General features: G+C 69.4%; 22 protein-coding genes. 15 read left to right on the top strand and 7 right to left on the bottom strand.

Translation table 11 applies throughout. From position 1 onward, the window contains the following. Positions 1-4 precede the first annotated feature (4 nt). Genes cyoC through MasN3_RS14240 form a run of 7 tightly spaced genes read left to right on the top strand, consistent with a single transcriptional unit; the run spans position 5 to position 4,859 of the window. The gene (cyoC, locus tag MasN3_RS14270; RefSeq protein ID WP_281914513.1) at positions 5-622 is read left to right on the top strand and encodes a cytochrome o ubiquinol oxidase subunit III; all 618 of its coding nucleotides are present in this window, start codon (positions 5-7) and stop codon (positions 620-622) included. Next, the gene (cyoD, locus tag MasN3_RS14265; RefSeq protein WP_281907957.1) at positions 619-1,020 is read left to right on the top strand and encodes a cytochrome o ubiquinol oxidase subunit IV; all 402 of its coding nucleotides are present in this window, start codon (positions 619-621) and stop codon (positions 1,018-1,020) included. The genes cyoC and cyoD overlap by 4 nt, the downstream gene beginning before the upstream one ends. Next, positions 1,021-1,821, top strand: coding sequence for an SURF1 family protein (locus MasN3_RS14260; protein WP_281907956.1), 801 nt, complete (start codon positions 1,021-1,023; stop codon positions 1,819-1,821). Between the two features lie 32 nt (positions 1,822-1,853). After that, positions 1,854-3,206: an ATP-binding protein gene (locus MasN3_RS14255; RefSeq protein WP_370662296.1), complete on the top strand. Its 1,353-nt coding sequence runs from the start codon at positions 1,854-1,856 to the stop codon at positions 3,204-3,206. Then, positions 3,190-3,732: a response regulator transcription factor gene (locus MasN3_RS14250; RefSeq protein ID WP_281907955.1), complete on the top strand. Its 543-nt coding sequence runs from the start codon at positions 3,190-3,192 to the stop codon at positions 3,730-3,732. Before MasN3_RS14255 ends, MasN3_RS14250 begins: the two co-directional genes overlap by 17 nt. Positions 3,733-3,742: 10 nt before the next feature. After that, the gene (locus tag MasN3_RS14245; RefSeq protein ID WP_281907953.1) at positions 3,743-4,135 is read left to right on the top strand and encodes a c-type cytochrome; all 393 of its coding nucleotides are present in this window, start codon (positions 3,743-3,745) and stop codon (positions 4,133-4,135) included. Positions 4,136-4,175: 40 nt separating this feature from the next. Beyond that, a complete protein-coding gene (locus tag MasN3_RS14240) occupies positions 4,176-4,859 on the top strand; it encodes an MOSC domain-containing protein (protein ID WP_281907951.1) in 684 nt (227 codons plus the stop codon). Here MasN3_RS14240 and MasN3_RS14235 read toward each other — a convergent pair. Then, entirely contained in the window at positions 4,856-5,614 is a 759-nt protein-coding gene (locus MasN3_RS14235; protein ID WP_281907949.1) for a ZIP family metal transporter, read from the bottom strand. The genes MasN3_RS14240 and MasN3_RS14235 overlap by 4 nt on opposite strands. Before the next feature lie 83 nt (positions 5,615-5,697). Between MasN3_RS14235 and MasN3_RS14230 the strand changes: the two genes are divergently transcribed. The 4 genes from MasN3_RS14230 to MasN3_RS14215 all read left to right on the top strand — a co-directional run bounded on the left by MasN3_RS14230 (position 5,698) and on the right by MasN3_RS14215 (position 9,960). Continuing rightward, a complete protein-coding gene (locus MasN3_RS14230; RefSeq protein ID WP_281907946.1) occupies positions 5,698-6,135 on the top strand; it encodes an acetyltransferase in 438 nt (145 codons plus the stop codon). Positions 6,136-6,402: 267 nt separating this feature from the next. After that, positions 6,403-7,497, top strand: coding sequence for a hypothetical protein (locus MasN3_RS14225; protein ID WP_281907944.1), 1,095 nt, complete (start codon positions 6,403-6,405; stop codon positions 7,495-7,497). Then, positions 7,490-8,752, top strand: a complete 1,263-nt coding sequence (locus tag MasN3_RS14220; RefSeq protein ID WP_281907941.1) for a cation:proton antiporter domain-containing protein — start codon at positions 7,490-7,492, stop codon at positions 8,750-8,752. The genes MasN3_RS14225 and MasN3_RS14220 overlap by 8 nt, the downstream gene beginning before the upstream one ends. Then, on the top strand, positions 8,749-9,960 hold the full coding sequence (locus MasN3_RS14215; protein WP_281907939.1) for a YbdK family carboxylate-amine ligase: 1,212 nt from the start codon (positions 8,749-8,751) through the stop codon (positions 9,958-9,960). Before MasN3_RS14220 ends, MasN3_RS14215 begins: the two co-directional genes overlap by 4 nt. Positions 9,961-10,529: 569 nt before the next feature. Here MasN3_RS14215 and MasN3_RS14210 read toward each other — a convergent pair. Next, positions 10,530-11,018, bottom strand: coding sequence for a MarR family winged helix-turn-helix transcriptional regulator (locus tag MasN3_RS14210; protein ID WP_281907935.1), 489 nt, complete (start codon positions 11,016-11,018; stop codon positions 10,530-10,532). Positions 11,019-11,122: 104 nt separating this feature from the next. Between MasN3_RS14210 and MasN3_RS14205 the strand changes: the two genes are divergently transcribed. Both MasN3_RS14205 and MasN3_RS14200 read left to right on the top strand, forming a co-directional pair. Continuing rightward, entirely contained in the window at positions 11,123-13,933 is a 2,811-nt protein-coding gene (locus tag MasN3_RS14205; protein ID WP_281907933.1) for a bifunctional diguanylate cyclase/phosphodiesterase, read from the top strand. A gap of 131 nt (positions 13,934-14,064) precedes the next feature. After that, complete coding sequence (locus MasN3_RS14200; protein WP_370662295.1) at positions 14,065-16,596, top strand: penicillin-binding protein 1A; 2,532 nt, start codon at positions 14,065-14,067, stop codon at positions 16,594-16,596. Here the strand turns inward: MasN3_RS14200 and MasN3_RS14195 are convergent. From MasN3_RS14195 to MasN3_RS14180, 4 genes are all read right to left on the bottom strand, one after another. Further along, complete coding sequence (locus MasN3_RS14195; protein WP_281907932.1) at positions 16,593-17,144, bottom strand: M23 family metallopeptidase; 552 nt, start codon at positions 17,142-17,144, stop codon at positions 16,593-16,595. The two genes, MasN3_RS14200 and MasN3_RS14195, sit on opposite strands and share 4 nt — an antisense overlap. Before the next feature lie 64 nt (positions 17,145-17,208). Further along, on the bottom strand, positions 17,209-19,074 hold the full coding sequence (locus tag MasN3_RS14190; RefSeq protein ID WP_281907930.1) for an ATP-binding protein: 1,866 nt from the start codon (positions 19,072-19,074) through the stop codon (positions 17,209-17,211). 81 nt (positions 19,075-19,155) lie between these two features. After that, entirely contained in the window at positions 19,156-19,920 is a 765-nt protein-coding gene (locus MasN3_RS14185; RefSeq protein WP_281907928.1) for an anti-sigma factor family protein, read from the bottom strand. Then, positions 19,917-20,405 carry an RNA polymerase sigma factor gene (locus tag MasN3_RS14180; protein WP_281907926.1) on the bottom strand — a complete coding sequence of 163 codons (489 nt, stop codon included), beginning with the start codon at positions 20,403-20,405 and terminating at the stop codon, positions 19,917-19,919. The genes MasN3_RS14185 and MasN3_RS14180 overlap by 4 nt, the downstream gene beginning before the upstream one ends. Before the next feature lie 108 nt (positions 20,406-20,513). On the opposite strand from MasN3_RS14180, the gene MasN3_RS14175 reads away from it, so the two are divergent. Together MasN3_RS14175 and MasN3_RS14170 are read left to right on the top strand one after the other, a co-directional pair. Continuing rightward, on the top strand, positions 20,514-21,842 hold the full coding sequence (locus MasN3_RS14175; RefSeq protein ID WP_281907924.1) for a S8 family serine peptidase: 1,329 nt from the start codon (positions 20,514-20,516) through the stop codon (positions 21,840-21,842). Between the two features lie 324 nt (positions 21,843-22,166). Then, positions 22,167-23,153: a hypothetical protein gene (locus MasN3_RS14170; protein WP_281907921.1), complete on the top strand. Its 987-nt coding sequence runs from the start codon at positions 22,167-22,169 to the stop codon at positions 23,151-23,153. Between the two features lie 8 nt (positions 23,154-23,161). Here MasN3_RS14170 and MasN3_RS14165 read toward each other — a convergent pair whose 3' ends face one another. Beyond that, positions 23,162-24,001: an SDR family oxidoreductase gene (locus MasN3_RS14165; RefSeq protein WP_281907920.1), complete on the bottom strand. Its 840-nt coding sequence runs from the start codon at positions 23,999-24,001 to the stop codon at positions 23,162-23,164. Between the last annotated feature and the right edge of the window lie 10 nt (positions 24,002-24,011).

The following is a 24,011-nucleotide window of genomic DNA, read 5'->3' as shown; positions in this document are numbered from 1 at the left end:
AACCATGAACGGCGGCCTGACCGCCGACGAGGTGACCGCGCGCTACATGGTGCGCGAGCACCATCCGGAGCAGGGCACGCTGCTGGGCTTCTGGATCTACCTGATGAGCGACTGCCTCATCTTCGCGTCCCTGTTCGCCACCTACGCGGTGCTGGGCCGTAACTACGCCGGAGGTCCGACCGGCGCCGAGCTGTTCGACCTGACGCTGATCGCCATTAACACCGGCTTCCTGCTGCTGTCGTCGATTACCTTCGGCATCGCCATGATCTCGGCGCAAGCCAAGAAGCTGGGCGCAACCCTGCTGTGGATGGGCGTGACCGGCCTGCTGGGCGCGGCCTTCCTGTCGCTCGAGCTCTATGAGTTCTATCACCTGATCCACCAGGGTGCGGGTCCGCAGCGCAGCGGCTTCCTGACCGCGTTCTTCGCGCTGGTCGGCACCCACGGCCTGCACGTGCTGTTCGGCGCGATCTGGCTGATCACGCTGATGGTCCAGCTGGCCAAGCACGGCATCAACACCGAGAACTTCCGCCGCCTGCAGTGCCTGTCGCTGTTCTGGCACTTCCTGGACGTCGTCTGGATCGGCGTGTTCACCTTTGTCTACCTGATGGGAGTGCTGCCATGAGCGATCACATCCACCACCACGAGCATGACCACGACGGCCATACCAGCTTCGTGACCCACTACTCGATGAAGGATTACGCGATCGGCTTCCTGCTGTCGCTGGTCCTGACCGCGATCCCGTTCTGGCTCGTCATGGGCAACGTGCTGCCGTCCGAAACGACGAAGTACGTGATCATGGGCTTCGCCGCCGTCCAGTTCGTCGTGCAGATGATCTACTTCCTGCACATGAACTCGAAGTCGGAAGGCGGCTGGAACATGATGGCGCTGATCCTGACCGTGGTCCTCCTGGTGATTGTGCTGGCCGGTTCGATCTGGGTCATGTCGCACATGAACGCCAACATGATGCCGGCCATGGGAGGTGCAAGCGACACCACCCACGGCATGCACGACATGCAGTAAATGCAGCACCCGCGCGACCAGCAGGCAGGTCCTGCCGCCCATCCTCCACGCAGCGCTTTCGCGCGGCGGATGCTGGCGGCAGCAGGCCTGCTGCTGTTCGCGCTTTTTTTCGCCCTCGGCACCTGGCAGGTCGTTCGCCTGCAATGGAAGCTGGACCTGATCGAGCGCGTCGAATCGCGCGTGCATGCGGCGCCCGTCGCGGCGCCCGGTCCCGAGCGCTGGTCCCAGGTGTCCAGGGACACCGACGAATACCGGCGCGTACGCGTGGCCGGACACTACCTCTACGAATTCACCGCTCCCGTCCAGGCCCTGTCCGAGCTGGGCGCGGGCTTCTGGCTGCTCACGCCGCTCTGTACGGCCGAGGGCCACATCGTCTTCATCAACCGCGGCTTCATTCCCGCCGCGGAAAACAAACCCGGGACCTATGCCGCCCGCCGCGCCGCCGCTGATCCGTGCGCGCACGGTGGCGAGCGGGTCGAGGTCAGCGGTCTGCTGCGCATCAGCGAACCGGGCGGCGGCTTCCTGCGCGAGAACGACCCGGCGAACAACCGCTGGTTCTCGCGCGACGTGCAGGCCCTGGCCGCCGCACGCGGACTCACGAACGTCGCGCCGTACTTCATCGATGCCGGCAAGAACCAGGATCCGGCGGGCGCACCCGAGCGCGCCGTCGGCGGCCTGACCGTCATCTCTTTCACCAACAATCACCTCGTCTATGCCCTGACCTGGTATGCGCTGGCCCTGATGGTCGGCGCTGCCTGGTGGTGGATCGGCGGTCACGGCGCCGTAGTGGATGACGACTAGTGCGCGACGATGACTGACACCACCCCACGGGCATGATCCAGAACCCCCTCGATTTCTTCGCCAAGGCGGCGCGCAGCTCGCCCCAGGCGGCGGCCGCGAACGTCGAGTTCGCCGCGGGCCACAAGAACATGCTGCAGCTGATCGAGCTGCGCTGGATCGCCGTGATCGGGCAGGTCACGACCATCGCCTCGGCCATCCTGATCTTCGGCATCGAACTGCCGCTGCTGCCCATGCTGCAGGTGCTGGCCTGCCTGATCGCCTTCAACGTGGCCAGCCACCTGCGCTGGCACGAGCGCCGGCCGGTCTCGAACAGCGAGATGTTCATGGCCCTGCTGGTCGACGTGGCCAGCCTGACCGTGCTGCTCTACCTGTCGGGCGGCATCACCAATCCCTTCGCCTTCCTCTACCTGCTGCAGGTGATCCTGTCGGCGGTCCTGCTCGAAGCGATGTGGACCTGGACCATCGTCCTGATCACCATCGCCTGCATGGCCGGCCTGGCCATGTACGCCCAGCCGCTCGCGCTGCCGTTCGACCATGCGCGCGGGATCTCCAGCCTCTACATCCAGGGCCTCCTGGTCTGCTTCGCGCTCAACGCGGCCCTGCTCGTGATGTTCATCTCGCGCATTTCCGACACCCTGCGCGACAAGGCCGCCCAGCTCGCGGCGCTGCGCCAGCAGGCGGTCGAGGAGGAGCACATCGTACGCATGGGCCTGCTGGCCTCGGGCGCCGCCCACGAGCTGGGCACGCCGCTGGCGACCGTTTCGGTGATCCTGGGCGACTGGAAGCGCATGCCGCAGTTCCGCAACGACCCCGGGCTGCTGGAAGAAATCACCGAAATGCAGACCCAGCTCCAGCGCTGCAAGACCATCGTCAGCGGCATCCTGCTGTCGGCCGGCGAGGCGCGCGGCGAATCGGCGGTGCGCACCACCGTGCGCAGCTTCCTGGACGGCGTGGTGGACAGCTGGCGCGCCAGCCGGCAGGTGGCGGGCTTCCAGTACAATAACCGTATCCGCGAGGACCGGCCGGTGGCGTCCGATTCGGCGCTCAAGCAGACCATCGACAACCTGCTCGACAACGCGCTCGAGGCCTCGCCCGACTGGGTCGGCCTGGACGCCTGGATCGAGGAGGGCGTGCTGCACGTGATGGTCACCGACCGCGGGCCGGGCTTCGCGCCCGGCATGCTCGGCCAGATCGGCAAGCCCTACCAGTCCACCAAGGCCAAGCCGGGTCGCGGCCTGGGCCTGTTCCTGGCCGTGAACGTGGTGCGCAAGCTGGGCGGTTCGGTGGTTGCCGCCAACCGGGCGGAGGGCGGGGCGCAGGTGAGCCTGCGGCTGCCGCTGGCAAGCATCGAACTGGAAGAGGAAGGCATTGACAGACAATACTGAGCGCCTGCTGCTCATCATCGAAGACGACGAGGCGTTCGCGCGCACCCTGAGCCGCTCCTTCGAGCGGCGCGGCTACCGGGTGCTGGTCGCACCGGGCCACGAGGAAGCAGCCGCGCTGCTGGCCGCGCACACGCCGGGCTACGCGGTGGTCGACCTGAAGCTCAAGGGCAACAGTTCGGGCCTGGCCTGCGTGCAGCTGCTGCACGAGCACGACCCGGACATGCTGATCGTGGTGCTGACCGGCTTCGCCAGCATCGCCACCGCGGTGGAAGCGATCAAGCTGGGCGCGGTGCAGTACCTGGCCAAGCCGTCCAACACCGACGACATCGAGGCCGCCTTCGGTCACGTGGCCGGCAACACCGACGTCGAGGTCACCAACCGTTCCACCTCCATCAAGACCCTGGAATGGGAGCGGATCCATGCGGTGCTGGCCGAGACTGACTTCAATATCTCGGAAGCGGCGCGCCGCCTCGGGCTGCACCGGCGCACGCTGGCGCGCAAGCTCGAGAAACAGCGGGTCAAGTAGGGGACAAGCCATGAAACTGCGTCTACTGCCGGCCTGCCTGGCCTTGTTGCTTGCCGCGCCGGCCCTGCAGGCCGCCGATCCTCTCGCCGCCGGCAAGGCCGCCTTCCAGCGCTGCGCCAACTGCCACCAGGTCGGGCCCGGCGCGCGCAGCAATTTCGGTCCGCAGCTCAACGGCATCCTCGGCCGCCGCGCCGGTTCCGCGCCCGATTTCGACTATTCGCCGGCGCTCCGGAAGGCCGGTTTCGTGTGGAACGACAAGAACCTGGCCGCCTTCCTGCGCGACCCCGATGCCGTCGTCCCCGGCAACAAGATGCGCTTCTGGGGCTTGCGCAGCGAGCGCCAGATCGCCGAACTGCTGGCTTACCTGCGCGCGCATCCGGCGCCGCCCGCCGGCGCCAGGTGAGCATACGCGCATTGCTCCGGACCGGCGCCGGCAGCCCGCGATGAGCCGTCGGCTCGGCACGGTGCTCGCGATCGCCGCGCGCGCTCCGAACGCGGCCGCGCCGACAGCACGCGAGCGCGTCCACGCGCTGGCCGGCTGCGGCCTGGCCGGCGACATCCACGCCGACCCGCGGTCGCCCAGGCAGCTGCTGCTCGCCGGCGCGCCCGCCTACCGCGCGCTCGGGCTGCCGCCACAGGCCTTGCGCGAGAACCTGCTGCTCGACCTCGACACCGCCGCTTTTGTCTCCGGCACTGTACTGCGCATCGGCGCGCAAGTACGGCTGCGCCTGAGCTTCCAGTGCGAAGCCTGCGGCAGCCTGGACCGGCACGCGCCCGGCCTGGCGCACGCCATCGGCGCCAGGCGCGGCATCCTGGCCCGGGTGCTGACCGGCGGCGAGATCCGCGTCGGTGATCCGGTTGCTGTGCTGGAAGAGCGTCTGCCCGCGCTGCCGGAAGACTGGCGCGAGCGCGTGGCCCGGGTGGTCGAGGCGGTGCCGCCTGAACACGTGATCGGCTACGCCGACCTGGCCCATGTGGCGGGGGTGCAGTCGAGCTATTGCCGGGCCTTTCCGCGCCTGCTCGCCCGGCTCGGGCCCGCGTATGCGGCGCGTGCGGTATCGGCCCGCGCCGGCACCGCCCTGGCGCGCTGGGACGGCGCCGGCTTTCATGCGCGGGCCGAGCGCTAGCCGCCCAGCTTGCTCAGGGAATACGCGGCCAGGAAGCCCGCCACCGTGATCAGTCCGGCGAAATCGTGGGTCTCCTCGAAGGCTTCGGGAATCATGGTGTCGACCAGCATGGCCAGGATGGCGCCGGCCGCCACCGCGGTGGTCGCCGCCACCACCTGCGGCGGAAAATGGCGGAACACCGCGTAGCCGAGCAGGGCGGCGATGCCGGAGACCACCGCGATCCCGCCCCAGATCCCGAAGATGTAGCGCGCGGAGCGCCCGGCGCGCTTCATGCCAGCGGCGCTCGACAGGCCTTCCGGAATGTTCGACAAGAAGATCGCCGCCACCGCGACGATGCTCACGCCGCGCCCGCCCAGCATCGACAGGCCGATGACGATCGATTCCGGAATCCCGTCGAGCAGGGCGCCGACCGCGATCGCGGTGCCGGTGCCGCCGTTTTCGCTGGCCGGCGGCTGGCAGCCTGAGCGCTTGCGATGGCGCGCGCCGCGCTTGGAGAGCCACCAGTTGGCCAGTGTGTAGACCGCCGCCCCGCCCAGGAAGCCCAGCGCCGTGGAGGCGAAACCGCCGGTATGGAAGGCATGCTCCATCAGCTCGAAGGAGAGGGCCGAGATCAGGACGCCGCTGCCGAAGGCCATCACGGCGGCGATCAGGCGCTGCGGCACCGTGAGCCGGTAACCGAGCGCGGCGCCGACCAGCAGTGCGCCGCCTGCCAGCAATCCCCACAATCCCGCCTGCAGCCAGATCGGCAATGCCATAGGTCCTCCGCGCGCTTCGTCACGATTTTAAGCACAGACGGCCTGCGTTGAGGCACAATTGCGCACACTACAAGAAAAACGCCATGCAAACGATCCGCCTCTCGACCGCTTCCGACACCGCTGCGCTGGCCGGCATCTGGCGCGCCAGCGTGCGCGCCACCCATGACTTCCTGCGCGATGCCGACTTCCGCGAGATCGAGGCCCTGGTCGCCGAGCACTACCTGCCCGCAACCCGGGTCTGGGTGGCAACCGATGCCGCCGGCCGGCCGTGCGGCTTCCTGGGTTTGACCGGCGCCCATGTCGACGCCTTGTTCGTGGACCCGGCCAGCCGGGGCCAGGGAACGGGAAGACGGCTGTTGGCCCATGCGGAAAGCATCGCCGGACGGCTCACGGTCGACGTCAACGAGCAGAATCTGCAGGCGCTCGGCTTCTACCGTCACCTGGGATTCACGGCGACCGGACGTTCGCCGACGGACGACGCCGGGCGCCCCTATCCGCTGCTGCACCTGCGTCAGGAATGAACCGTTCGCGGGGCATGCATATAAATACATTTGGACAAATTGGGTTGCCTTCGCACTATTTTTAGTACATCATAGCTGCGTGGTGCCAGCCAGCAACGGCCCGGTACCCGATCAGCGATGAGGCGGTTGAGTCCGTTTCTTTTCGTCCCCCGCATCGTGCCGGGGGACTTTTTTCGGTGCCGCGGCCATCCTTGCCGCGGCTGGCGCGATCGCGGCGCCTGCCGGCCCACCGCCAGGCTTCCCCCTGCGCGCCCCACCGGAGGAAACTTGAACGCACCGTTTTCCCCGACGACCCATGTAGCCCGGATCGTCACGCCCATGTCCAAGCGCCGCCCTCCGGCCGCCATGCTGGCCGCCATGCTGGCGCTCGGCGCATTCCATGTTCCCGATGCCGCCGCGGCGAGCCGCAAGTCCGCGCCGCCGCCGGTTGCCGATTTCACGCAACTGACCGGCACCCGCGCCGGCAGCTGCGCGGCGCCGGTCGAGTCCGGCCTGGCCAGCCTGGGCGCGCCGAGCTTGCGCCACTGCGCCTGGAGCCAGCACCTTGAAATGCTCTACTGGGAGGACGTCTCCGCCAGTCCGAATACCTGCCTGCCGGCGCCGGCGATTGCCTGGCACCGCCTCGGCGCCGGGGTCGGTGCGGTGCTGCGGCCATGGAGCGCGGCCTGGAACGGCCAGTCGATGCTGGTCCAGACCGGCGGCAGGGTGCAGGCCGGCATGGTCTGGCAAGGGGAGGGCGGGCAATGGTCGGCGGTGCTGTGGCGCTGGCGTCCGTCCGACCGGCTGCCGACCCGCAACTGGCAGGCCGGCCACTGGAAGAAGGTGACGGCGGCGCTGGGTGCGATCGATGCTGCCAATCCGGCGCCGAAGCGCACTCCCTTGATGACGGCCTGGCTGGACGCGACCAACGGCAAGCCGCGCCTGCAGGCCGCCGACAGCTGGCGCTGGGTCAGCGAGGCGAGCTGCCTGGACCTGCGCACGGCCAGCCTGGGCCAGGCGCAGATGCACCTGCCTTATTCGCGCGACGACGCCCGCCTGGAGCAGCGCAGCGCGATGCAGGTGCTGCTGGCGCGGCGCTTCCCGGCCGCCGAGTGGCTGCGCAACTTCAGCCTGATCGAACCCTCCATTTCCGGCGACCGCACCGGCGCCAAGTTCCTGGCGGTCTGGCGCGAGAACACGACGGTATCCGGCCAATTGTGGATTCCGCTGCGCGACGCCGGCGGCATCGTGCGCGCACGCATCTCGAGCGAACTGCCGGCCGCCGCCGGCGCCGCCATGCAGGAAGCGGCCAAGGCGCGTGCCGCCGTCACCGAACGCGAGCTCACTGCGCTTGCCCATGCCTGGGAGGCGCGCCATGAATGAAGACTTTTCGACGCCGCTGTGGCTGTTGTCGCCGCTGGCAGTGCTGGGCTTCGGCCTGATGCTGGCCCTCGTGCTGGGCATGCTGCTGCAGCGCTTCAAGGTGCCCAAGCTGTACGGCGCCGTGCTCGCCGGGCTGCTGCTGGGCGCGACCGGCGGCAACCTGATCGACCGCCCGCTGCTGGCCCAGTTCCAGGAATTGCTCAACGCCGCCTCGGCCCTGGTGCTGTTCGAGGTCGGACGCAAGATGGACCTGGCCTGGCTTCTCAGAAGCGGCCGCCAGGGCGGCAGCCTGCTGCTGGCCACGCTGGCGCGCTGCGTGGCGGTGGCCGTCACCCTGCGCCTGCTCGGGCTGCCCTGGGGCGCCTCGATCTTCATCGCCTCGATCCTGATCGCGGTGAACCCGGTCATCGTCAATTCGATGGCGGCCGACGAGAACGCCAGCGGCACCAGCACCTTCGCCACCGCCAACATGGTCGGCCTGAGCAGCCTGGTCGCGCTCTTGATGCTGGCGCTGACGATGGCGTGGACGCGCAGCCAGGGCGTGGACGCCGCCACCGGCTTCGGCGAGGAACTGATGCGCCAGGGCGGCAAGCTGGTGCTCGGCGCGGCGATCGCCTTGCTGTCCTACGGGCTGTATGCGGCCGCCACGCGGCTGTGCAAGGTGCCGGCCACCATGCGTCCCGGCATGCTGCTGGCGGCGCTGCTGATCGACCTGGGCCTGTGCTCGGTGTCGGCGGCCAGTTCGCTGCTGTCCCTGCTCTTGATGGGACTGCTGCTGCGCAACGTGGAGCGGCGCGACAACGTGTTCCAGGCCCAGCTCAAGACCGCCCAGGACATCGGCTACGTGCTGCTGTTCCTGATGTCGGCGGCGCTGGTCGACCTGCAGGGACTGGCCCAGGGCTGGACGCTGCTGGGCGCGCTGGCGGTGTTCGCGGTGCGCATCCTGGCTACCCGGGCCGCCCTGGTCCCGGCCACGGCCTGGGACCGCACCAAGAAACATGCGATGGCCCTGCAGATGTGCTCGCTGGTCAGCTATGGCGGCCTGGTGGTCGACACCACGCTCAACGCCTATACCGGGCTGGATCCGGCTTCCAGCGAGATGATGGGCGCGCTGCTGGCCCTGAACGTGCTGCTGGCGCCGGGCCTGACCTGGCTGGGCCTGCGCATGGCGGGCGAGACCTACCGCCAGGAAGCGCGCCCGGGCGCGCCGCACGAGGAACGCAGCGTCGGCTACAAGGAGGAGATGAAGGCATGAGCGCACCACTGAACAATGACGAAGCGGCGCGCCTGGCGCAGGCCCAGGCCCAGGCGGTGTCGGGCAAGGGGCCGGCCTTCCTGCCGGACTTCAGCTCCTCGACCGTGGGCACCATGGGCATCGAGCTCGAGCTGATGGTGCTCGACCGCCTGACCTACGATCTGTTCCCGGCCGCGCCCGACATCCTGCGCATCCTCGACCAGCACGACAAGCCCTGGGTGCACACGCCCGAGATCACGACCTCGATGCTGGAGGTGGCGACCTCGATCCTGGAATCCTACGGCGAAGCCAGCGAGCAGCTCGAGCACATCCGCAGCACGGTCCAGCGCGCCGCGTTTGAAGTCGGCGCCTCGGTCTCGGGCGGCGGCGCCCATCCGTTCCAGCGCTGGAACGAGCAGCGCATCTTCCCGAAGGAACGTTATTTCGAATCCGAGCGCAAGTACGGCTACCTGGCCAAGCTGTTCACCGTGTTCGGCATGCACGTGCACATCGGGGCCGGCACGGCCGACGAGGCGGTGCGGCTATGCGCCTGGCTGACCCAGCGCGCGCCGCTGTTCATCGCGCTGTCGGCCAACTCTGTGTGCTGGCAGGGCGAGGTGTCGGGCTTTTGCAGCTCGCGCAGCAACGTGGTCGGCGCCTTCCCGATGAGCGGGATCCAGCCGCACGAATTCCGCAGCTGGCAGGATTTCCGCGACTATTTCGACCGCCTGGCCGGTTTCGGCATCGTCAACAGCATCAAGGATTTCTACTGGGACGTGCGGCCCAAGCCGGAGTACGGCACCATCGAACTGCGCGTGCTCGACACCCCGCTGCGGCCCGAATACGCGGCCGCGCTGGCCTGTTATGCGCGCGAACTCTGCCTCGAATTCGCCGATCAGCCGGGGCGCTGGCCCTCCAACGGCAGCCGCGAGCTGTACACCTGGAACCGCTTCAACGCCGCCCGCGACGGCGTCGACGCCAGCTGGATCGACCCGGAAACCGCCGTCTCGCTGCCGGTCGCGCAGGTCATCCGCGCCGACCTGGAACGACTGGGCCGGCGTTCGACCGATCCCGATTTCGCCAAGGCGCGGTCGGTGATCGAGACCTTGATGAAGGATGGCGGGCAGGCCGGCCTGCTGCGCCGGCACCTGGCCGGCGGCGGCGGGATGAACGACCTGGCGCGCGTGGCCAGCGAGATCTTCGAGGCGCGCCAGCCGGCCGGCGGCTAAGCTTCCTTCTCGCCCTTCGACAGGGCGGCCAGGACCGCCTCGGGCACGGCGGCGTCGTCCGCCATGTCCAGCGCGAGCGGGATGTGCGGCGTTCATGGCTGGTGATTGGCGCGCAGGCGGTTGCGCCATACAAGGGAACGGCAGGGGTAGGGCAGGCGCAGCAATTCGAGAAGGCGCGCAGAAACAGTTCTACGCGCTAAAATTACCTACTCGTCTCCTGTGTCGGATTCCTTGCTTCCTTGATAGCGTTCGTTATTGGGATTCAATTGGTCAGAACGGTTGTCTGCGCTAGACTTGTACGCGTCGCTGTTCGGATTCATGCTGTCACTACGGTCGTCGTTTGGCGTCCTGCCCATAATCTCCTCCTCGCAATTCAGCTAAACATCTTAGGAAGGTCAATTGTGCAGCAACCGGCGCGCATATGTCGCCAGATCGCCCTTTCGATCATTTACCCGTTCCGATAATAGCGGCTATCGACCCGGTTGCAGACGTTTGGAACGGGACAGTTCACGCCCTTGCTGCCCTTGCGGCACGAACAGCTGTCCTCTGGCGCTTGAAACAAGGCCGGGTCAGAGCTGGGACAGCGGCGTGCGCCCCGCCGCTTCGTCCGCATCCAGCCGGGCGATCAGGCGCGCCAGGTTCTGTTCCAGCTGCTGCAGGGTGGCCTCGTCCAGGCTGGCCAGCGCATCGGGCAGCACCCCGGCGAAGGGCAGCGGCGCACGGCGCAGCACCTCGCGCCCGGCGTCCTGCAGGTGCAGCGCGACGTTGCGCCGGTCCGCGCCCTCGCGGGTGCCGGTGACGAAGCCGCGTTCGACCAGCCCGCGCACCAGGTTGCTGGCGGTCGACTGGTGGATGTCGAGTTCGCGCGCCAGTCCGGTGGCGCCGATGCCCGGATGGCGATCGATGACCGAGAGCGCCCACAGCTGGGCCCCGCCAAGGCCGGCCTCGCGCTCGACCTGGCGGAAATGGCTCTTGACTGCGTTGAAAACGATACGGAACTGCCGCAGGACGCGCTGCGGCTGCTCGTCCTCGGCTCGGTGGGCGGGATTCTCTGGCATGGCGCGATCATAGCGGAAATTCGGCGCGCCGGCACAGGCGGCCGCGGCCTTTGCGTTGCCGAAACGTGGCGCGGCGCCTGACTGGATGCGCTAGGATAGGCGGCATGAATCGGCTGCTCGCCTATCCGCTGTTACAGCGGCGGCGCCTCCTGTCGCGCGCTGCCGTGGCGACCCTCCTGGCCGGGTTCGCGTTGACGGCGACGCTGTTCGGCGTGGCGCGCGGCCTGGAGCAGGAGAGTGCGCGCGCCGATTTCGAGCAGCGCACCGCCGTGCGCACGGCGGCGGTCACGCGCGCCTTCGCCGATGCCGTGCACGACATGCGCGCGCTGAACCTGCTGTTCACGGCCGGCGGCGGACAGGTCTCGCGCGACGCCTTCGATGCCTTCGCCCAGCCGCTCGCGGCCGGGGACAGCTACCTGCGCGCCCTCGAGTACCAGCGCTTCGTCAGCCGGGCCGAGCGTCCCGCCTTCGAAGCGGCGCGGCGCCGCTTCTGGCCCGGTTTCACCATCACCGAGCGTAGTTCCACCGGCCAACTGCGGCCCGCGCAGCAGCGCGAGCGTTACCTCGTCAACGATTACGTGGTGCCGATCGCCAGCAACGACGGTGTGTTCGGCTACGACGTCCTGTCCCATCCCGTCGAGCGCGCCACCGTCGAGCGCGCGATCGATTCCGGTCAAGTCACCGCCAGCCCGGTGCTGCGCCTGGTGCAGGGCGACGGTTCGCTGCGCGGCATGATCGTGGCGATGCCGGTCTACCGCGCCGGTGCGGACCTGGCCGGCATGGCGGCGCGGCGCGCGGCGGCCCTCGGCGTCACGGCGGTGGTGATCGACACCGGCGTGCTGGTCGGCGGCAGCCTGCATGGGGGGCACCTGCTGTCCGACGGCGACGCGGCGCTCACGCTGTATGGCCATACCGCCCGCGGCGCCCGGGTGGCCGTGTTCAGCGACCCGGGCGCGCCGCTCCCGCAGGAAGCCTGGGAGCGCTGGCTCGGCGGCGGGCCGAGCACGCTCACGCACGCCTTCTCTGTCGCCGGCACCCGCTGGGAGCTGACGGCGGTGCGCAAGGCGCGCGGCCTCGACACCCAGGTGGGTTCGCTGTCGATCCTCGGCTATGGCTGCGTCCTGAGCCTGGCCGCCGCGGTCCTGGTGCAGCAGCGCAGCGCGCGCACCCGGCGCATCGAAGCCCTGGTCGAGCGTCGTACCGCCGACCTGGCGATCGCCGCCGGCGCCCTGCGCCTGCACCAGCGCGCGATCGAGGCCGCCGCCAATCCGATCCTGCTGGTCAGCGCGACGCGCCACGGCTACCCGATCGACTACGCCAACCCGGCGTGCGAGCGTACGCTCGGCTACGGGCCGGGCGAACTGGTGGGTAAACCGCTGGCCAGCCTGACGCGCCAGGACGTCGACGATCCCGGGCTGGAAGAGCTGCGCCAGGCCCTGCATGCGTGCCGCAAGGGACACGCACTGGTGCGCCAGGCCGCGCGCGACGGCCGCGAGCTGCTCAGCGAGGTCTACATCGCCCCGGTCAAGGACGCGGGCGGCAAGACCGAACACTTCGTGGTCACCACCTATGACGTGACGATGGCCAAACGCTACGAGGCCGAACTGGCGCACCGCGCGCGCTACGATACGCTCACCGGCCTGGCCAACCGCGCGCTGCTGGCCGACCGCATCGAGCGCGCCATTGCCACCGCCAACGGCATGCCGGTGTGGACCGTGGCGCTCGACATCGACCATTTCAAGCTGGTCAACGACACGCTCGGGCGGCGCCTCGGCGACGAAGCGCTGCGCGCCCTTGCCGCGCGGATTGCCGGCGCCATCCGCCAGGCCGATACGGCGGCGCGTTCGGGAGGCGACGATTTCATGCTGGTCCTGACCGATTGCCGCGACGAGCGCCAGGCCGCGGCCCGGCTGCAGGCGGTGCGCGAGGCCCTCGCAGAGCCGCTCGAGGTCGACGGCCACACCCTGGTGTTCGGCTCCAGCGCCGGGGTGGCCGGCTATCCGGCCGACGGCCTCGATCCGGAAACCCTGGTCAAGCATGCCGAGGTGGCCATGTACCGCGCCAAGCAGACCGGCCGCAACGCGGTGCAGTTCTACGCCCCGCACATGAATGCGCATGCCATCGACCGCTTGGCCCTGGAAGGCGCGCTGCGCAGCGCCTTGCGCGAGGACCAGTTCGAGCTCTATTTCCAGCCCCAGGTGGAGCTCGGCAGCGGATGCGTGGTCGGCACCGAGGCCCTGATCCGCTGGCGCCATCCGCATTTCGGCACCGTGCGGCCCGAGCGCTTCATCGCGCTGGCCGAGGAAACCGGCCTGATCGTGCCGATCGGCGCCTGGGCCCTGCGCGCGGCCTGCCGCCAGAACCGCGACTGGCAGCGTGCCGGCCTCGGCAACCTCCGGATCGGCGTCAACCTGTCGGCGCGCCAATTCTCCGAGCCCGACCTGGTGCAGACCGTGCGCACGGTGCTCGACGAGACTGGCTTGAGAGCCGACTCCCTCGAGATCGAGCTCACCGAGAGCATGATGATGGCCGACGTCGAAACGGCGATCGAGACCATGCGCTGCCTGAAAGCCATGGGCGTGAAGCTGTCGATCGACGATTTCGGCACCGGCTACTCGAGCCTGGCTTACCTGAAGCGCTTTCCGGTCGACGTGCTCAAGATCGACCGTTCCTTCGTGCGCGACATGGTCAGCCCGGACGGCGCCGCCATGGTGGACGCCATCATTTCGCTCGCCCATGGACTGCGCATGCAGGTCATCGCCGAGGGCGTCGAAACCATCGAGCAGCTCGACTCCCTGCGCGCCTACGGCTGCGACGAGGTGCAGGGCCACATCTATGGCCGCCCGGAGCCGGTGCAAACGGTCGAAGCACTGCTGCGCAAGGGAAGGGTGGAGCCCAGCCCGGTCGATGCCTGAGGCACGCCCAGGGCTGACGCGATCGCTGGCGAGCCGGACCGGGGTTGTCGCGCCGGTCAGCTATACTTGTCGCATACGCAACGCGCACGGCACCGTGCGCTTCAACGGCAATCGCAGCAAGGATTTCTATAGTGGATCAGGAAGAAAGAAGCGGCACCCGCGCCGGCGCCGACGACAAGACCGGACAGGACAACCCCGGCACCCCTGGCGGCGCGCACCGCGCCGCGCTCGGCCAGCATGGCAAGCGCCTGTTCGAGGGCGCGCGCGGACGCGCCCGGGCGGGCTATTCGATGGCGCAGGCGCGCCTGCGCGACCGCCCGCGCTGGGAGCAGGCGCTCCTGATCGGACTGTGGAGCTTGGCCGCCGGCCTGACCGCCTTCTTTCTCTACCTGGTGATCCTGATCCCGCTCACGCCGGGCATCGACGACCTGCGCCAGGCCAGCACCGCGCGTCCGAGCGTGATCCTGTCCAGCGACGGCAAGGAGCTTGGCAGCTTCGAGAAGGGCCTGCAGGAGCGCGTCAAGCTGTCGCAGATCTCGCCGCACGTGATCAAGGCCCTGATCTCGACCGAAGACCACCGCTTCTACGACCACCACGGCGTCGATTTCCGGCGCGTGGCCGGCGCTTTCGTGGCCACGGTGAAGGGCGACCCGCAAGGCGGCTCGACCATCACCCAGCAGCTGGCGCGCAACATGTTCCCGGAAGAGATCGGCCGGGCGCGCAGCATCAACCGCAAGATGAAGGAACTGATCACCGCGATCAAGATCGAGAACACCTACAGCAAGACCGAGATCCTCGAGGCCTACCTGAACACCGTGCCCTTCCTGTACAACGCCTACGGCATCGAGATGGCGGCGCGCACCTATTTCGGCAAGACGGCCGCCAAACTGGACGTGCTGGAAGCGGCCACCCTGGTCGGCATGCTCAAGGGCACCCATTACTACAACCCGGTGGCCAATCCGGAGCGCTCCAGGTCGCGCCGCAACGTGGTGCTGTCGCAGATGGCCAAGCATGGGGCGTTTTCCGAAGAGCGCTACCGGCTTCTTTCCAAGCGGCCGTTGCGGGTGCGTTTCGCGCGCCTGAACGACCGCAGCGGCAAGGACGACCACTTCACCGCCTACGTGCGCAAGTGGCTGCTCGACTGGGCCCAGGACAACGACTACGACCTGCAGCTCGACGGCCTGGTGGTGCACACCACGCTCGACATGGACCTGCAGGCGGCCGCCGTGCGCGCGGTCGAGCGCCAGGCCAACACGCTGCAGGCGATCGCCGACGTCGAGTGGGCCTACCAGGGCATGCCGCGTTCGACCTCGGCCGGCATGTACACCTCGATGCGCGGCGAAGTCGATCCCTTTGCCTGGTACTGGCGTTCGCACGGGCGCGAGCTCGACGCGTTCGTACGCGAGAGCGGCGAATACCGCCAGGCCGTCGAGGATGGCGAAGCGCCGGCCGCCGCGCTCAAGCGCCTGAAGGGCGACCGCGCCTTCATGCGCGAACTGAAGGCCACCAAGTCGCGCCTGGAGGCCGGCTTCGTGGCGATGGACCCGCACACCGGCGAAGTGCGCGCCTGGGTCGGCAGCCGCAGCTTCGAGCGCGACCAGTTCGACCACGTGGCCCAGGCCGCGCGCCAGCCCGGCTCGACCTTCAAGCCGATCGTCTACGCCGCCGCGCTCGAGAGCGGCATTCCGCCGGACCAGACCTACCGCGACGTGGTGCAGGACATCCGCGTGGGCGGCACGGTCTGGCGCCCGACCGACATGTCGGGCAACAGCGGCGCCATGATGAGCATGCGCGACGGCCTGGTCTACTCCAAGAACACCATCACCGCGCAGGTGATGCAGCAGGTCGGCGTCAGCCCGGTCGTGCGCCTGGCGCAGGGCATGGGCATCCGCCAGAGCAAGCTGTCGGCCGTGCCCTCGCTGGCGCTGGGCACCAGCCCGGTGACCCTGCTCGAGATGGTCAGCACCTACAGCACCATCGCCGCCCAGGGCGAATACCGCAAGCCGGTGTTCGTGCGCCGCATCACCGACCGCGACGGCAAGACCATTGCCGATTTCGCGCCGGATGCGCCCGAGCGCGCCCTGTCGCAGGACGCCGCCCTGAGCCTGATCGACATGCTGCGCGGCGTGGTCGACCGCGGCACCGGCGGCGGCGTGCGCTACCGCTTCGGCGTGCAGGGCGACCTGGCCGGCAAGACCGGCACGACCCAGAACAATACCGACGGCTGGTTCATCCTGATGCACCCGAACCTGGTGGCCGGCGCCTGGGTCGGCTTCAACGACAACCGTGTGACGATGCGCAGCAGTTACTGGGGGCAGGGCGGCCACAATGCGCTGCTGCTGGTGGGCGACTTCATGCGCAGCGCCTACGACAGCGGCAAGCTCGACCCCAACGCACTGCTGCCGGGCGGGCGCACCCCGCCGCCGCGCCGCCACCAGGAACCGGAATACGTCGAGGAAGGCCCGGGCGAACTCGAAATCGAAGAAGGAATGGAGGGCGCGGAGGTGCCCGACCCGGCCCCGATCGAGGACGAGGACGAGCCGGCCGCGCCGATCCAGCCGGTGCCGGTGCAGCCGGCGCCGCTACAGACCGCGCCGCCCCCCAGCCAGCTGCCGGACGTGCCGCCCCCGCCGCCCAGCTCGGGCGAGGAGGAAATTATTTAAGGCTGGCCGGCCTGCGCCGTCCGGGCCGGCGCGCCACCGCGCAGCAGCGGATAGGGATTGACCGGCCCGGTCTTGTCGTAGACCCCGTAATGCAGGTGTGGGGGCGTGCCGCGCGCGTTCCCGGTATTGCCGACGTAGCCCAGCACCCGACCTTCCTCCACGCGCATGCCCGGCGCCACGTCCGCGTAGCCGTCGAGGTGGGCGTAGTAGTGACGCTGGCCGCCGGGCCCCAGCACCCACACCACCTGCCCGCCGAGGCGGTTGGTCCCGACCCGCAGCACGATGCCTTCGGTGGCGGCCCGCACCGAAGTGCCGCGCCTGGCGAAAATGTCGATGCCCTCGTGCCTGCGGCCCTCGCTGCGGCTGGCATGCCAGGTGTCGCGCAGCGCCTTCGGCCGCACGCCGCTCACCGGCATGGCGAGCACGCTTGGCGCCGGCATCGCGGCCGGGCGCATCGCATACGCGGCATGGCGCACCCAGGGCTCGAGCAGGCCCCAGACGGCAAGCAGAACAAGGGCCAGCAGCAGGCTGCGGAGAAAAATTCGCATGACGGCACGGTCCATGAAGCGGTCGACAATGAACACGTATGGGCGAAGCCCCTGATTTACAGGCTCAGGCCGGGTCGAGTGTGGGACGCGCCGCCTGCGCGCCATCCGCTTGCCTAGCGGCCGCTGCACCGAGCGCCGGATCCTGGCGCAGTGGCAGCACCAGGCTGAAGGTGCATCCCTGGCCCTGGCCTGCGCTGTCTACCGAAACCTTGCCGCCATGCAGCGCGCTGAGTTCCTTCACCAGGGCCAGGCCGAGCCCGAGGCCGCCCTGGGCGCGGTCGATGCTGGTCGGGCCTTGCACCAGCACGTCGAAGATCTGGGGCAGGAGCTCGGGCGCCAGGCCGACGCCGGTATCGCAGACCTCCACCACGACTTCCCGGCCGCTGGTCTTGCAACGCACCGTGATGCTGCCGCCTGCCGGGGTGTACTTGATGGCGTTGTGCAGCAGGTTGTCGACGATCTGCTCGAGGCGGGTGCGGTCGCCGTCGACCCAGCAGGGCGCCAGCTCGGCGTGCCAATGATGGTTGCCGGCGTCGACCAGGCGCTTGGCCTCGACGCAGGAGCGCAGCACCTCGGTCAGGTTGACCGGCGTGCGCTGCAGGACGATCTTGCCCGACAGGATGCGCTGGACGTCCAGCAGGTCGTCGACGATGCGGACCAGGTGGCGCATCTGGCGCCGGCTGATCTCGCGCGCATTGGCCGCCAGTTCCGGTTTCACGCCCGGCATGTCGAGCACGCTCATGGCCCCCGAGATCGCCGCCAGCGGATTGCGCAGCTCATGTCCCAGCATGGCCAGGAAGCCGTCCTTGGCCCGGCTCTGGGCCTCGGCTACCCGGCGCGCGCGCTGTTCGCTCACCAGGAGCTGCTCGCGCTCGTGCTGCAGCGCCTGGCGCGCCGCGCTTTCGCGCGCCAGCGCCTCGCTGGTGTAGTGCAGGCCGTCGAGCAGGGCGTCGACTTCGTCCACCTTGGTCGTCCGCGGGCGGGCGACCGCGCCGCGCGCCAGGGCGTTGGCGACGCTGCCGGCCTGTTGCAGGGCGTTGGAGAGCTTGTTGCCGAAGAAGACGGCGGTCAGGAGCGCCAGGCCCATCAGCAGGATCAGCGCCAGCGTGGCATAGGTGGCGGCGGTGCGCGCGGCCGATTCGATCTCGGCAACCGGCACCCCGATCACGACCGTCCAGCCGCTGGCCGCCGCGCGCGTATAGACGCCGTAGACCTCCAGGCCTTCATGGGTCACGTGGCGCAGCACGCCGCTGCCGGCGTGCTGCGCGGCGAGGCGCATCTCGGGATGCATCGGCTTGCCGGCGGACGTGGCGCCGTTGCGGTTGCGCGCGATCGTCACGCCGTTGGCGTCGAAGACGCCGACCAGCCAGGTGGGATCGAGGGTGCTGCTCGCGAATACCCGCTCGAAGTAGCGGGCGTCGAAGATCTGGCTGACGACGTAGCGCGGCCCCCGGCCCGGCGGCGAGGCAAGGTCCACCGAGACCACCGCCCGCTTAGACGTCGGCCCGAAGAAATAGCCGGACACCCGTGTTTTCCCGGTGCGCAGCACCTCGTCGACATAGTGCCGTGTCGCCCCCTTCAGTTCAGTGCCGTAGGGCATGAGGGTATTGAAGGTCGGCTGGTAGCGCTCGTTCACCAGCGTCGTCCAAGACAGGCGATCGTCGCTGTTCAGGCGGCTGGCGAGCCGGTATACGCGTGCGTAATTGCCTTCTTCGAGCGCCTCGGAATTGGCGATGAGCCGCAGCAGCGCTTCCTTGACGGCGATTTCCCGGTCCACCAGCAGGGCGGTGGAACGCGCCGTCTCCTGCACCCGCTGGATGCGCGATTCGCGCTCCCAGTCGAGCAGCATGGACACGCCAATCCAGAACGCCAGGGCGACCGGGATCAGGATGGCGGCCGCCATCAGGTACAGGTAGGTACGGGTCTTCATCCGTGTTGGCTGGGATGGCGGCTGGCTGTGTTGGCTGAACGTGACGAAAGCTTAACAGGTTTCCGCGGCGAACGATCTTTACTACCGAGCAGCACGAGCTGCCTCCCAGCCGCGCTCCCGGGCCAGCCGTTCGGCGGCGGCGTCGAGCGTGGCGCCGCTGATGCGGGCGTCGATCGCATCGAGTACGGCCGGCGGCAGCTGCGCCGACGCCTGCCGGTAGTCACCCGCAGCCGCGCCGCTCTCGGCCAGCACCGGCACACGCCAGTTGCGGCCTTCGCGGCAGGCCAGCCCGCTCGATCCGCCCAGCTGGAAGCTGCGGCAGTAAGCGCCCGACCGGTCCACGAAACTCAGGCCGATCCGGATATCTCCCGTGCCCGGGTCTTGCGCCAGCTGCCGGTCCAGTGCCTGCGCCAGACGCCCGCGTGCGCTCAGTTCGCCAGTATCGTCGCGCGCCAGTGCCAGCTCGTCCGCGGCGCCGAACCAGCCGGAGCCCAGGCTGCCGGCAAGCACTCCCACGGCCAGCGACGCGGCCAGGGCGCCCCATTGCGGCCAGGCCCGGCGCCGTTCCCGGCGCTCCTGTTCCTGCCGGCGGAGCGCTTCGCGTGCGTTGCGCGCGGCGTCGAGGTCGTGCATCCCGACAGGCGCCGGCGCCTGCAGGCGCTCCGGCACCGGCTCGTCCAGGATTCCGGCAAAGGCGCTAGAGACGTCGCCGCGCAGGCCCTGGTGGCGCGCGATGGCGGCCGCCACCGCAGGGTCGTCCTGCATGGCCTGGGCGATGGCGGCGCGCTGCTGCGGGTCGAGTTCGCCGTCGGCATAGGCCATCAGGGTATCGTCGTCGTAGTTCATGGTCGTGCTTTCGTCTGGTCGGACAGGGTCTGTTGCAGGGCTTCGCGGGCGCGGGCCAGGCGGCTGGTAAGGGTGCCCACGGGGATCTCGAGCACGTCGGCGGCTTCCTTGTAGCCCAGCCCATCCACCAGCACGAGGCCGACCACCAGCCGGTGCTCCGCGGACAGCAGGCTCACCGCTTTCTGGATCGCCAGCCGCTGCTGGTGGGCCTGCGCGAAGTCGTCGCCGACCTGTTCGCCCGCTTCTTCGGGGGCGAACAACTCGTCGCGCCGGGCACGGCTGCGTAGCTCGTCGATCCAGGCATTCTTGATGATGCGAAAAATCCAGCTGTCCAGGCGCGTGCCCGGCGTGTACTGCTCGCTGCGGCCGAGCGCACGCTCCATGGCGATCTGCACCAGGTCGTCCGCGTCTTCGCGATGGTAGGTGAGCGAACGCGCGAAACGGCGCATTCGCGGGAGCAGGGAAGCAATCTCGCTTGCTAGCATTCTCGTCAGTCTCGTCGGTCTCTTCAGGTAAAACGTGCTGCCGCGGGATTTTCTTCCCTCGCTCGCTCGTTAATACATATCTTCGGCGCAATAATATATGATCCACGCATGAAATCGGACCGTTTTCCCCGTCGCCTGCTCCTCGCTTGCTTGCTGCTTGCCGCCGCCGCGCCGGCGCGCGCCCAGCTCGGCCTGCCGTCGCTGCCTTCGCTGCCGTCCTTGCACCTGCCAAAGCCGGTCGGCCCGGCAGGGCCGGGCGAGCTGCGGCGCCCGCTCGAGCGCTTGCTGGACCGGGCGCCGCTGCCCGAGCTGGAACGCGCGCGTGCCGACCATCTTGCAGGCCTGCTGGCGCGCCACCCGAACCGCCTGCAACAGGATCCTTTCGGCAACGTGGTGGTGCGCGGCGAAATCCTGGCCTGGTCGCCCACCCCGGCAGGATTGCAGGCAGCCGCCGCGGACGGACTGGCGGTGGCGCGCCATGAGGACTTTGCGGACCTCGGCCAAACCCTGGTCGTGCTCAGCGTGCCGGCGGGCGGCGGACCGGACATTGCCAGCCTGCTGGACAAGTTGCGCGCCGCCGACCCGGGCGGCGTCTACGACTTCAACCATGTATTCAGCGGCAGCGGGGCGCAGGGCGGCGCGCAGGCTGCGCCGGTATGGACGCCAGGAGCCGGGCCGGCGCTTCGGGTCGGCCTGGTGGACAGCGGCGTCGACCGCGCCCACGCCGTGTTCGAGGAGGTCGAGATCCGCCAGTGGGGCTGTGACGGCGCGCAGCGTCCGGCGCCGCACGGAACCGCCGTGGCCGCGCTGATGGTCGGCCGGTCCGTGCATTTCGCCGGCGCGGCGCCCGGTGGCAGCCTGTACGCGGCCGATGTCTACTGCGACGAACCGACCGGCGGTTCGGTCGAGCGTATCCTTGGCGCGCTGGGCTGGCTGGCCCGCGAACAGGTCGGGGTGGTGAACCTCAGCCTGGTGGGACCACGCAATGCCGCCCTCGCGCGGGCAGTCGAGGCGATGCTGAGCCGCGGCCACCTGCTCGTCGCGGCGGTCGGCAATGACGGGCCGGCCGCACCGCCCTTGTATCCGGCCAGCTATCCCGGCGTGGTCGGGGTCAGCGCGGTCGACCGCCGCGGCCAGCCGCTGCCGGAGGCCGGCCGCGGGCCGCAGGTGATGTTCGCGGCGCCGGGCAGCCAGATGGTCAGTGCCGTGCCCGGCAAGCCGCCATACCGCCAGGTGCGCGGCACCTCGTACGCGGCGCCGATCGTTGCGGGGCTGCTGGCGCGCCAGCTGCCGCGCCCGGACCGCGACGGCGCCCGCCGTGCGCTGGCCCAGCTCGCGCGTGAAGCTGCTGCCGGCCAGAATGGGAGCATCAGCAATGCGACCGGCCACGGCGTGGTCGGCGCCGGAGTCCGGATCGACCCTGCGCAACTGCGCTGAAAAGAATTGGCGCTGTTCCCATTACGTGTGGAAGATCCGATTAGATCCCGATTGCCGGCTGTAATGCCGCGGCGAGCCGGGCACGCTGCTGCCGGGTGAGCAGCGGCAAACTGCGCAGCAGTCGGGTAAAACCTGTCGGCCGCATCGATCCTCCTGGCGATTCGGTCCAGGTTGGACATCTGCTTAGCTCGACAGTTCAAGTTCTACAGCTAGCGCGAACAGCGCCAAAAAAAAATTCTTACGTCGATGGAATAATCCGGCTCAGCAGTTCGTTCTCCTTGTATCGGCAGCGAACTCACTCGCGCCACTGACAAGGAGAACAGCATGAACACCACGAAGATCGTCCAGCAACTCGCCCTTGCCCTGAGCGTGGGCGTCAGCGCCTGCGCCCACGCCCAGTTGCTGGGCGGTGGCCTGGGCGGCTCGGCCGGCGGCATGGTCGGCGGCGGCCTGAGCCGCATGGGCGGCATCGATGCCGCGAGCATGGTGCGTGGCGCCGGCCGCCTGGATGCCGACGTCGCGGGTTCGGCACGGGGTATGGCGAGCCGGACGGTCGAGCGCGTGCGTGAAGCGCGTCCCGAGCCGCAGGCGGCGGGCGCCGGCCGCGGCCTCGCAAGCGTGAGCGGCGCCCTCTCGGGCGCAGTCTCGGGCAGCGCAAGCGGCACGGGTGAGCTCGCCGCGCGCGACGCGGCCGACGGCGCAGCGGATGCGGCCGCCAGCCGTGTTGCGCAACTGCGTTCGGTGGGCCTGGATGGTGCCGGCAAGGGCAGCGCCGCGCTGCGGACCGGCGCACAGGGCGCTGCCGAAGGCGTCCCCAACGCAGCTGGCGAGCAGCCAGGCCTGCCCGATACGGCGGCAGGAACGGTGTCCGCCGCCGTATCGGGCGCGGGTGCACTGGCGCAGCGTGCCGAGGCTGGGCGGACCACGGCTGCCGGCACGGGCGCCTCCGTCGAAGGCAGCGGCAGGCTGGGACTGGACGCGGCCGGCGCGGGCAGGCTGGCAGGCAATGCCGCGGCGGGCGCGCGCCAGAGCTCGGACGCGGCACGTGGTCAAGCGGACCGGCGGGGGGCTGCCGCCCGGCGTGGCGCGGCAGGCGCTGCCGACAAGGCGCGCACCGGCCTGCGCTCGGGTACGGGACTGGCCCGCAGCGGTGCGGCCTCGCTGAACGGGGCCGCGGCGGGCGGCGGCGGCGCGTCGGGTTCGGCTTCCGGGTCCGGCAGCGTCGACAAGCCGGCCCGGGCCGGCGCCTCGGCCTCGCTGTCGCTGGACGCCAGCGCCTCGGCCCAGGGCCGCGCCGGCGGCGCCGACTGACAGCCTGGCTACAGGATCGGGGTGCCGCCCGTCACCGCGATACGTGCCCCCGAGATGTAGCTGGCCTGGTTCGAGGCCAGCAGCACGTAGACCGGCGCGACCTCGGCCGGCTGGCCGGGCCGCTTCATCGGCACCTGCTGGCCGAAGCTCTCGACCTGGTCGGGCGGCATCGTGGCGGGAATCAGTGGCGTCCAGATCGGGCCCGGCGCCACCGAGTTCACGCGGATGCCCTTCGACGCCAGCAGCTGGGCCAGGCCGGCGCTGAAGTTGGCGATGGCGCCCTTGGTGGCGGCATAGGCCAGCAGGGTCGGCTTGGGGTTGTCCGAGTTGACCGAGGTGGTGTTGATGATCGAGGAACCCGGCTGCATGTGGCGCAGCGCTGCCTTGCAGATGTGGAACATCGCCGTGATGTTGACCTTGAAGGTGTAGTCCCATTCGTCGTCGGGGATCTCCTCGAGCGAATCGTGGGTCATCTGGAAGGCGGCATTGTTGACCAGCACGTCGATGCGCCCGAATTCCTGCACCGCCCGGTCGACGATGGCGCGGCAGTGGGCCGGGTCGGCCAGGTCGCCCGGCACCAGCACCGCCTTGCGGCCCGCCTCCTCGACCAGGCGCGCGGTCTCGCGCGCATCCTCGTGTTCGTTCAGATAGGAGATCAGGACATCGGCGCCCTCGCGCGCGAAGGCGATGGCGACCGCGCGGCCGATCCCGCTGTCGCCGCCGGTGATGACGCTGGCCTTGTCCTTCAGCTTGCCCGAACCCTGGTAGCTCGACTCGCCATGGTCGGCCTTGGGCGTGAGCTGCGCTTCGGTTCCCGGCGCTTCCTGCTGCTGTGTCGGCTGGTTCATCGCGTTTCCC

The sequence above is a fragment of the Massilia varians genome (genome assembly GCF_027923905.1).
Classification (GTDB): Bacteria; Pseudomonadota; Gammaproteobacteria; order Burkholderiales; family Burkholderiaceae_D; genus Telluria; species Telluria varians_B.
Note: the sequence above shows the minus strand (reverse complement) of the source record. Positions and strands in the feature narration are given on the sequence as shown.

Excerpts from the sequence above, each read along its gene's own strand:
- cyoC (WP_281914513.1), top strand. The coding sequence starts at position 5 with ATGAACGGCGGCCTGACCGCCGACGAGGTGACCGCGCGCTACATGGTG.
- cyoD (WP_281907957.1), top strand. The coding sequence starts at position 619 with ATGAGCGATCACATCCACCACCACGAGCATGACCACGACGGCCATACC.
- MasN3_RS14260 (WP_281907956.1), top strand. The coding sequence starts at position 1,021 with ATGCAGCACCCGCGCGACCAGCAGGCAGGTCCTGCCGCCCATCCTCCA.
- MasN3_RS14255 (WP_370662296.1), top strand. The coding sequence starts at position 1,854 with ATGATCCAGAACCCCCTCGATTTCTTCGCCAAGGCGGCGCGCAGCTCG.
- MasN3_RS14245 (WP_281907953.1), top strand. The coding sequence starts at position 3,743 with ATGAAACTGCGTCTACTGCCGGCCTGCCTGGCCTTGTTGCTTGCCGCG.
- MasN3_RS14240 (WP_281907951.1), top strand. The coding sequence starts at position 4,176 with ATGAGCCGTCGGCTCGGCACGGTGCTCGCGATCGCCGCGCGCGCTCCG.
- MasN3_RS14235 (WP_281907949.1), bottom strand. The coding sequence starts at position 5,614 with ATGGCATTGCCGATCTGGCTGCAGGCGGGATTGTGGGGATTGCTGGCA.
- MasN3_RS14230 (WP_281907946.1), top strand. The coding sequence starts at position 5,698 with ATGCAAACGATCCGCCTCTCGACCGCTTCCGACACCGCTGCGCTGGCC.
- MasN3_RS14220 (WP_281907941.1), top strand. The coding sequence starts at position 7,490 with ATGAATGAAGACTTTTCGACGCCGCTGTGGCTGTTGTCGCCGCTGGCA.
- MasN3_RS14215 (WP_281907939.1), top strand. The coding sequence starts at position 8,749 with ATGAGCGCACCACTGAACAATGACGAAGCGGCGCGCCTGGCGCAGGCC.
- MasN3_RS14210 (WP_281907935.1), bottom strand. The coding sequence starts at position 11,018 with ATGCCAGAGAATCCCGCCCACCGAGCCGAGGACGAGCAGCCGCAGCGC.
- MasN3_RS14205 (WP_281907933.1), top strand. The coding sequence starts at position 11,123 with ATGAATCGGCTGCTCGCCTATCCGCTGTTACAGCGGCGGCGCCTCCTG.
- MasN3_RS14195 (WP_281907932.1), bottom strand. The coding sequence starts at position 17,144 with ATGCGAATTTTTCTCCGCAGCCTGCTGCTGGCCCTTGTTCTGCTTGCC.
- MasN3_RS14190 (WP_281907930.1), bottom strand. The coding sequence starts at position 19,074 with ATGAAGACCCGTACCTACCTGTACCTGATGGCGGCCGCCATCCTGATC.
- MasN3_RS14185 (WP_281907928.1), bottom strand. The coding sequence starts at position 19,920 with ATGAACTACGACGACGATACCCTGATGGCCTATGCCGACGGCGAACTC.
- MasN3_RS14180 (WP_281907926.1), bottom strand. The coding sequence starts at position 20,405 with ATGCTAGCAAGCGAGATTGCTTCCCTGCTCCCGCGAATGCGCCGTTTC.
- MasN3_RS14175 (WP_281907924.1), top strand. The coding sequence starts at position 20,514 with ATGAAATCGGACCGTTTTCCCCGTCGCCTGCTCCTCGCTTGCTTGCTG.
- MasN3_RS14170 (WP_281907921.1), top strand. The coding sequence starts at position 22,167 with ATGAACACCACGAAGATCGTCCAGCAACTCGCCCTTGCCCTGAGCGTG.
- MasN3_RS14165 (WP_281907920.1), bottom strand. The coding sequence starts at position 24,001 with ATGAACCAGCCGACACAGCAGCAGGAAGCGCCGGGAACCGAAGCGCAG.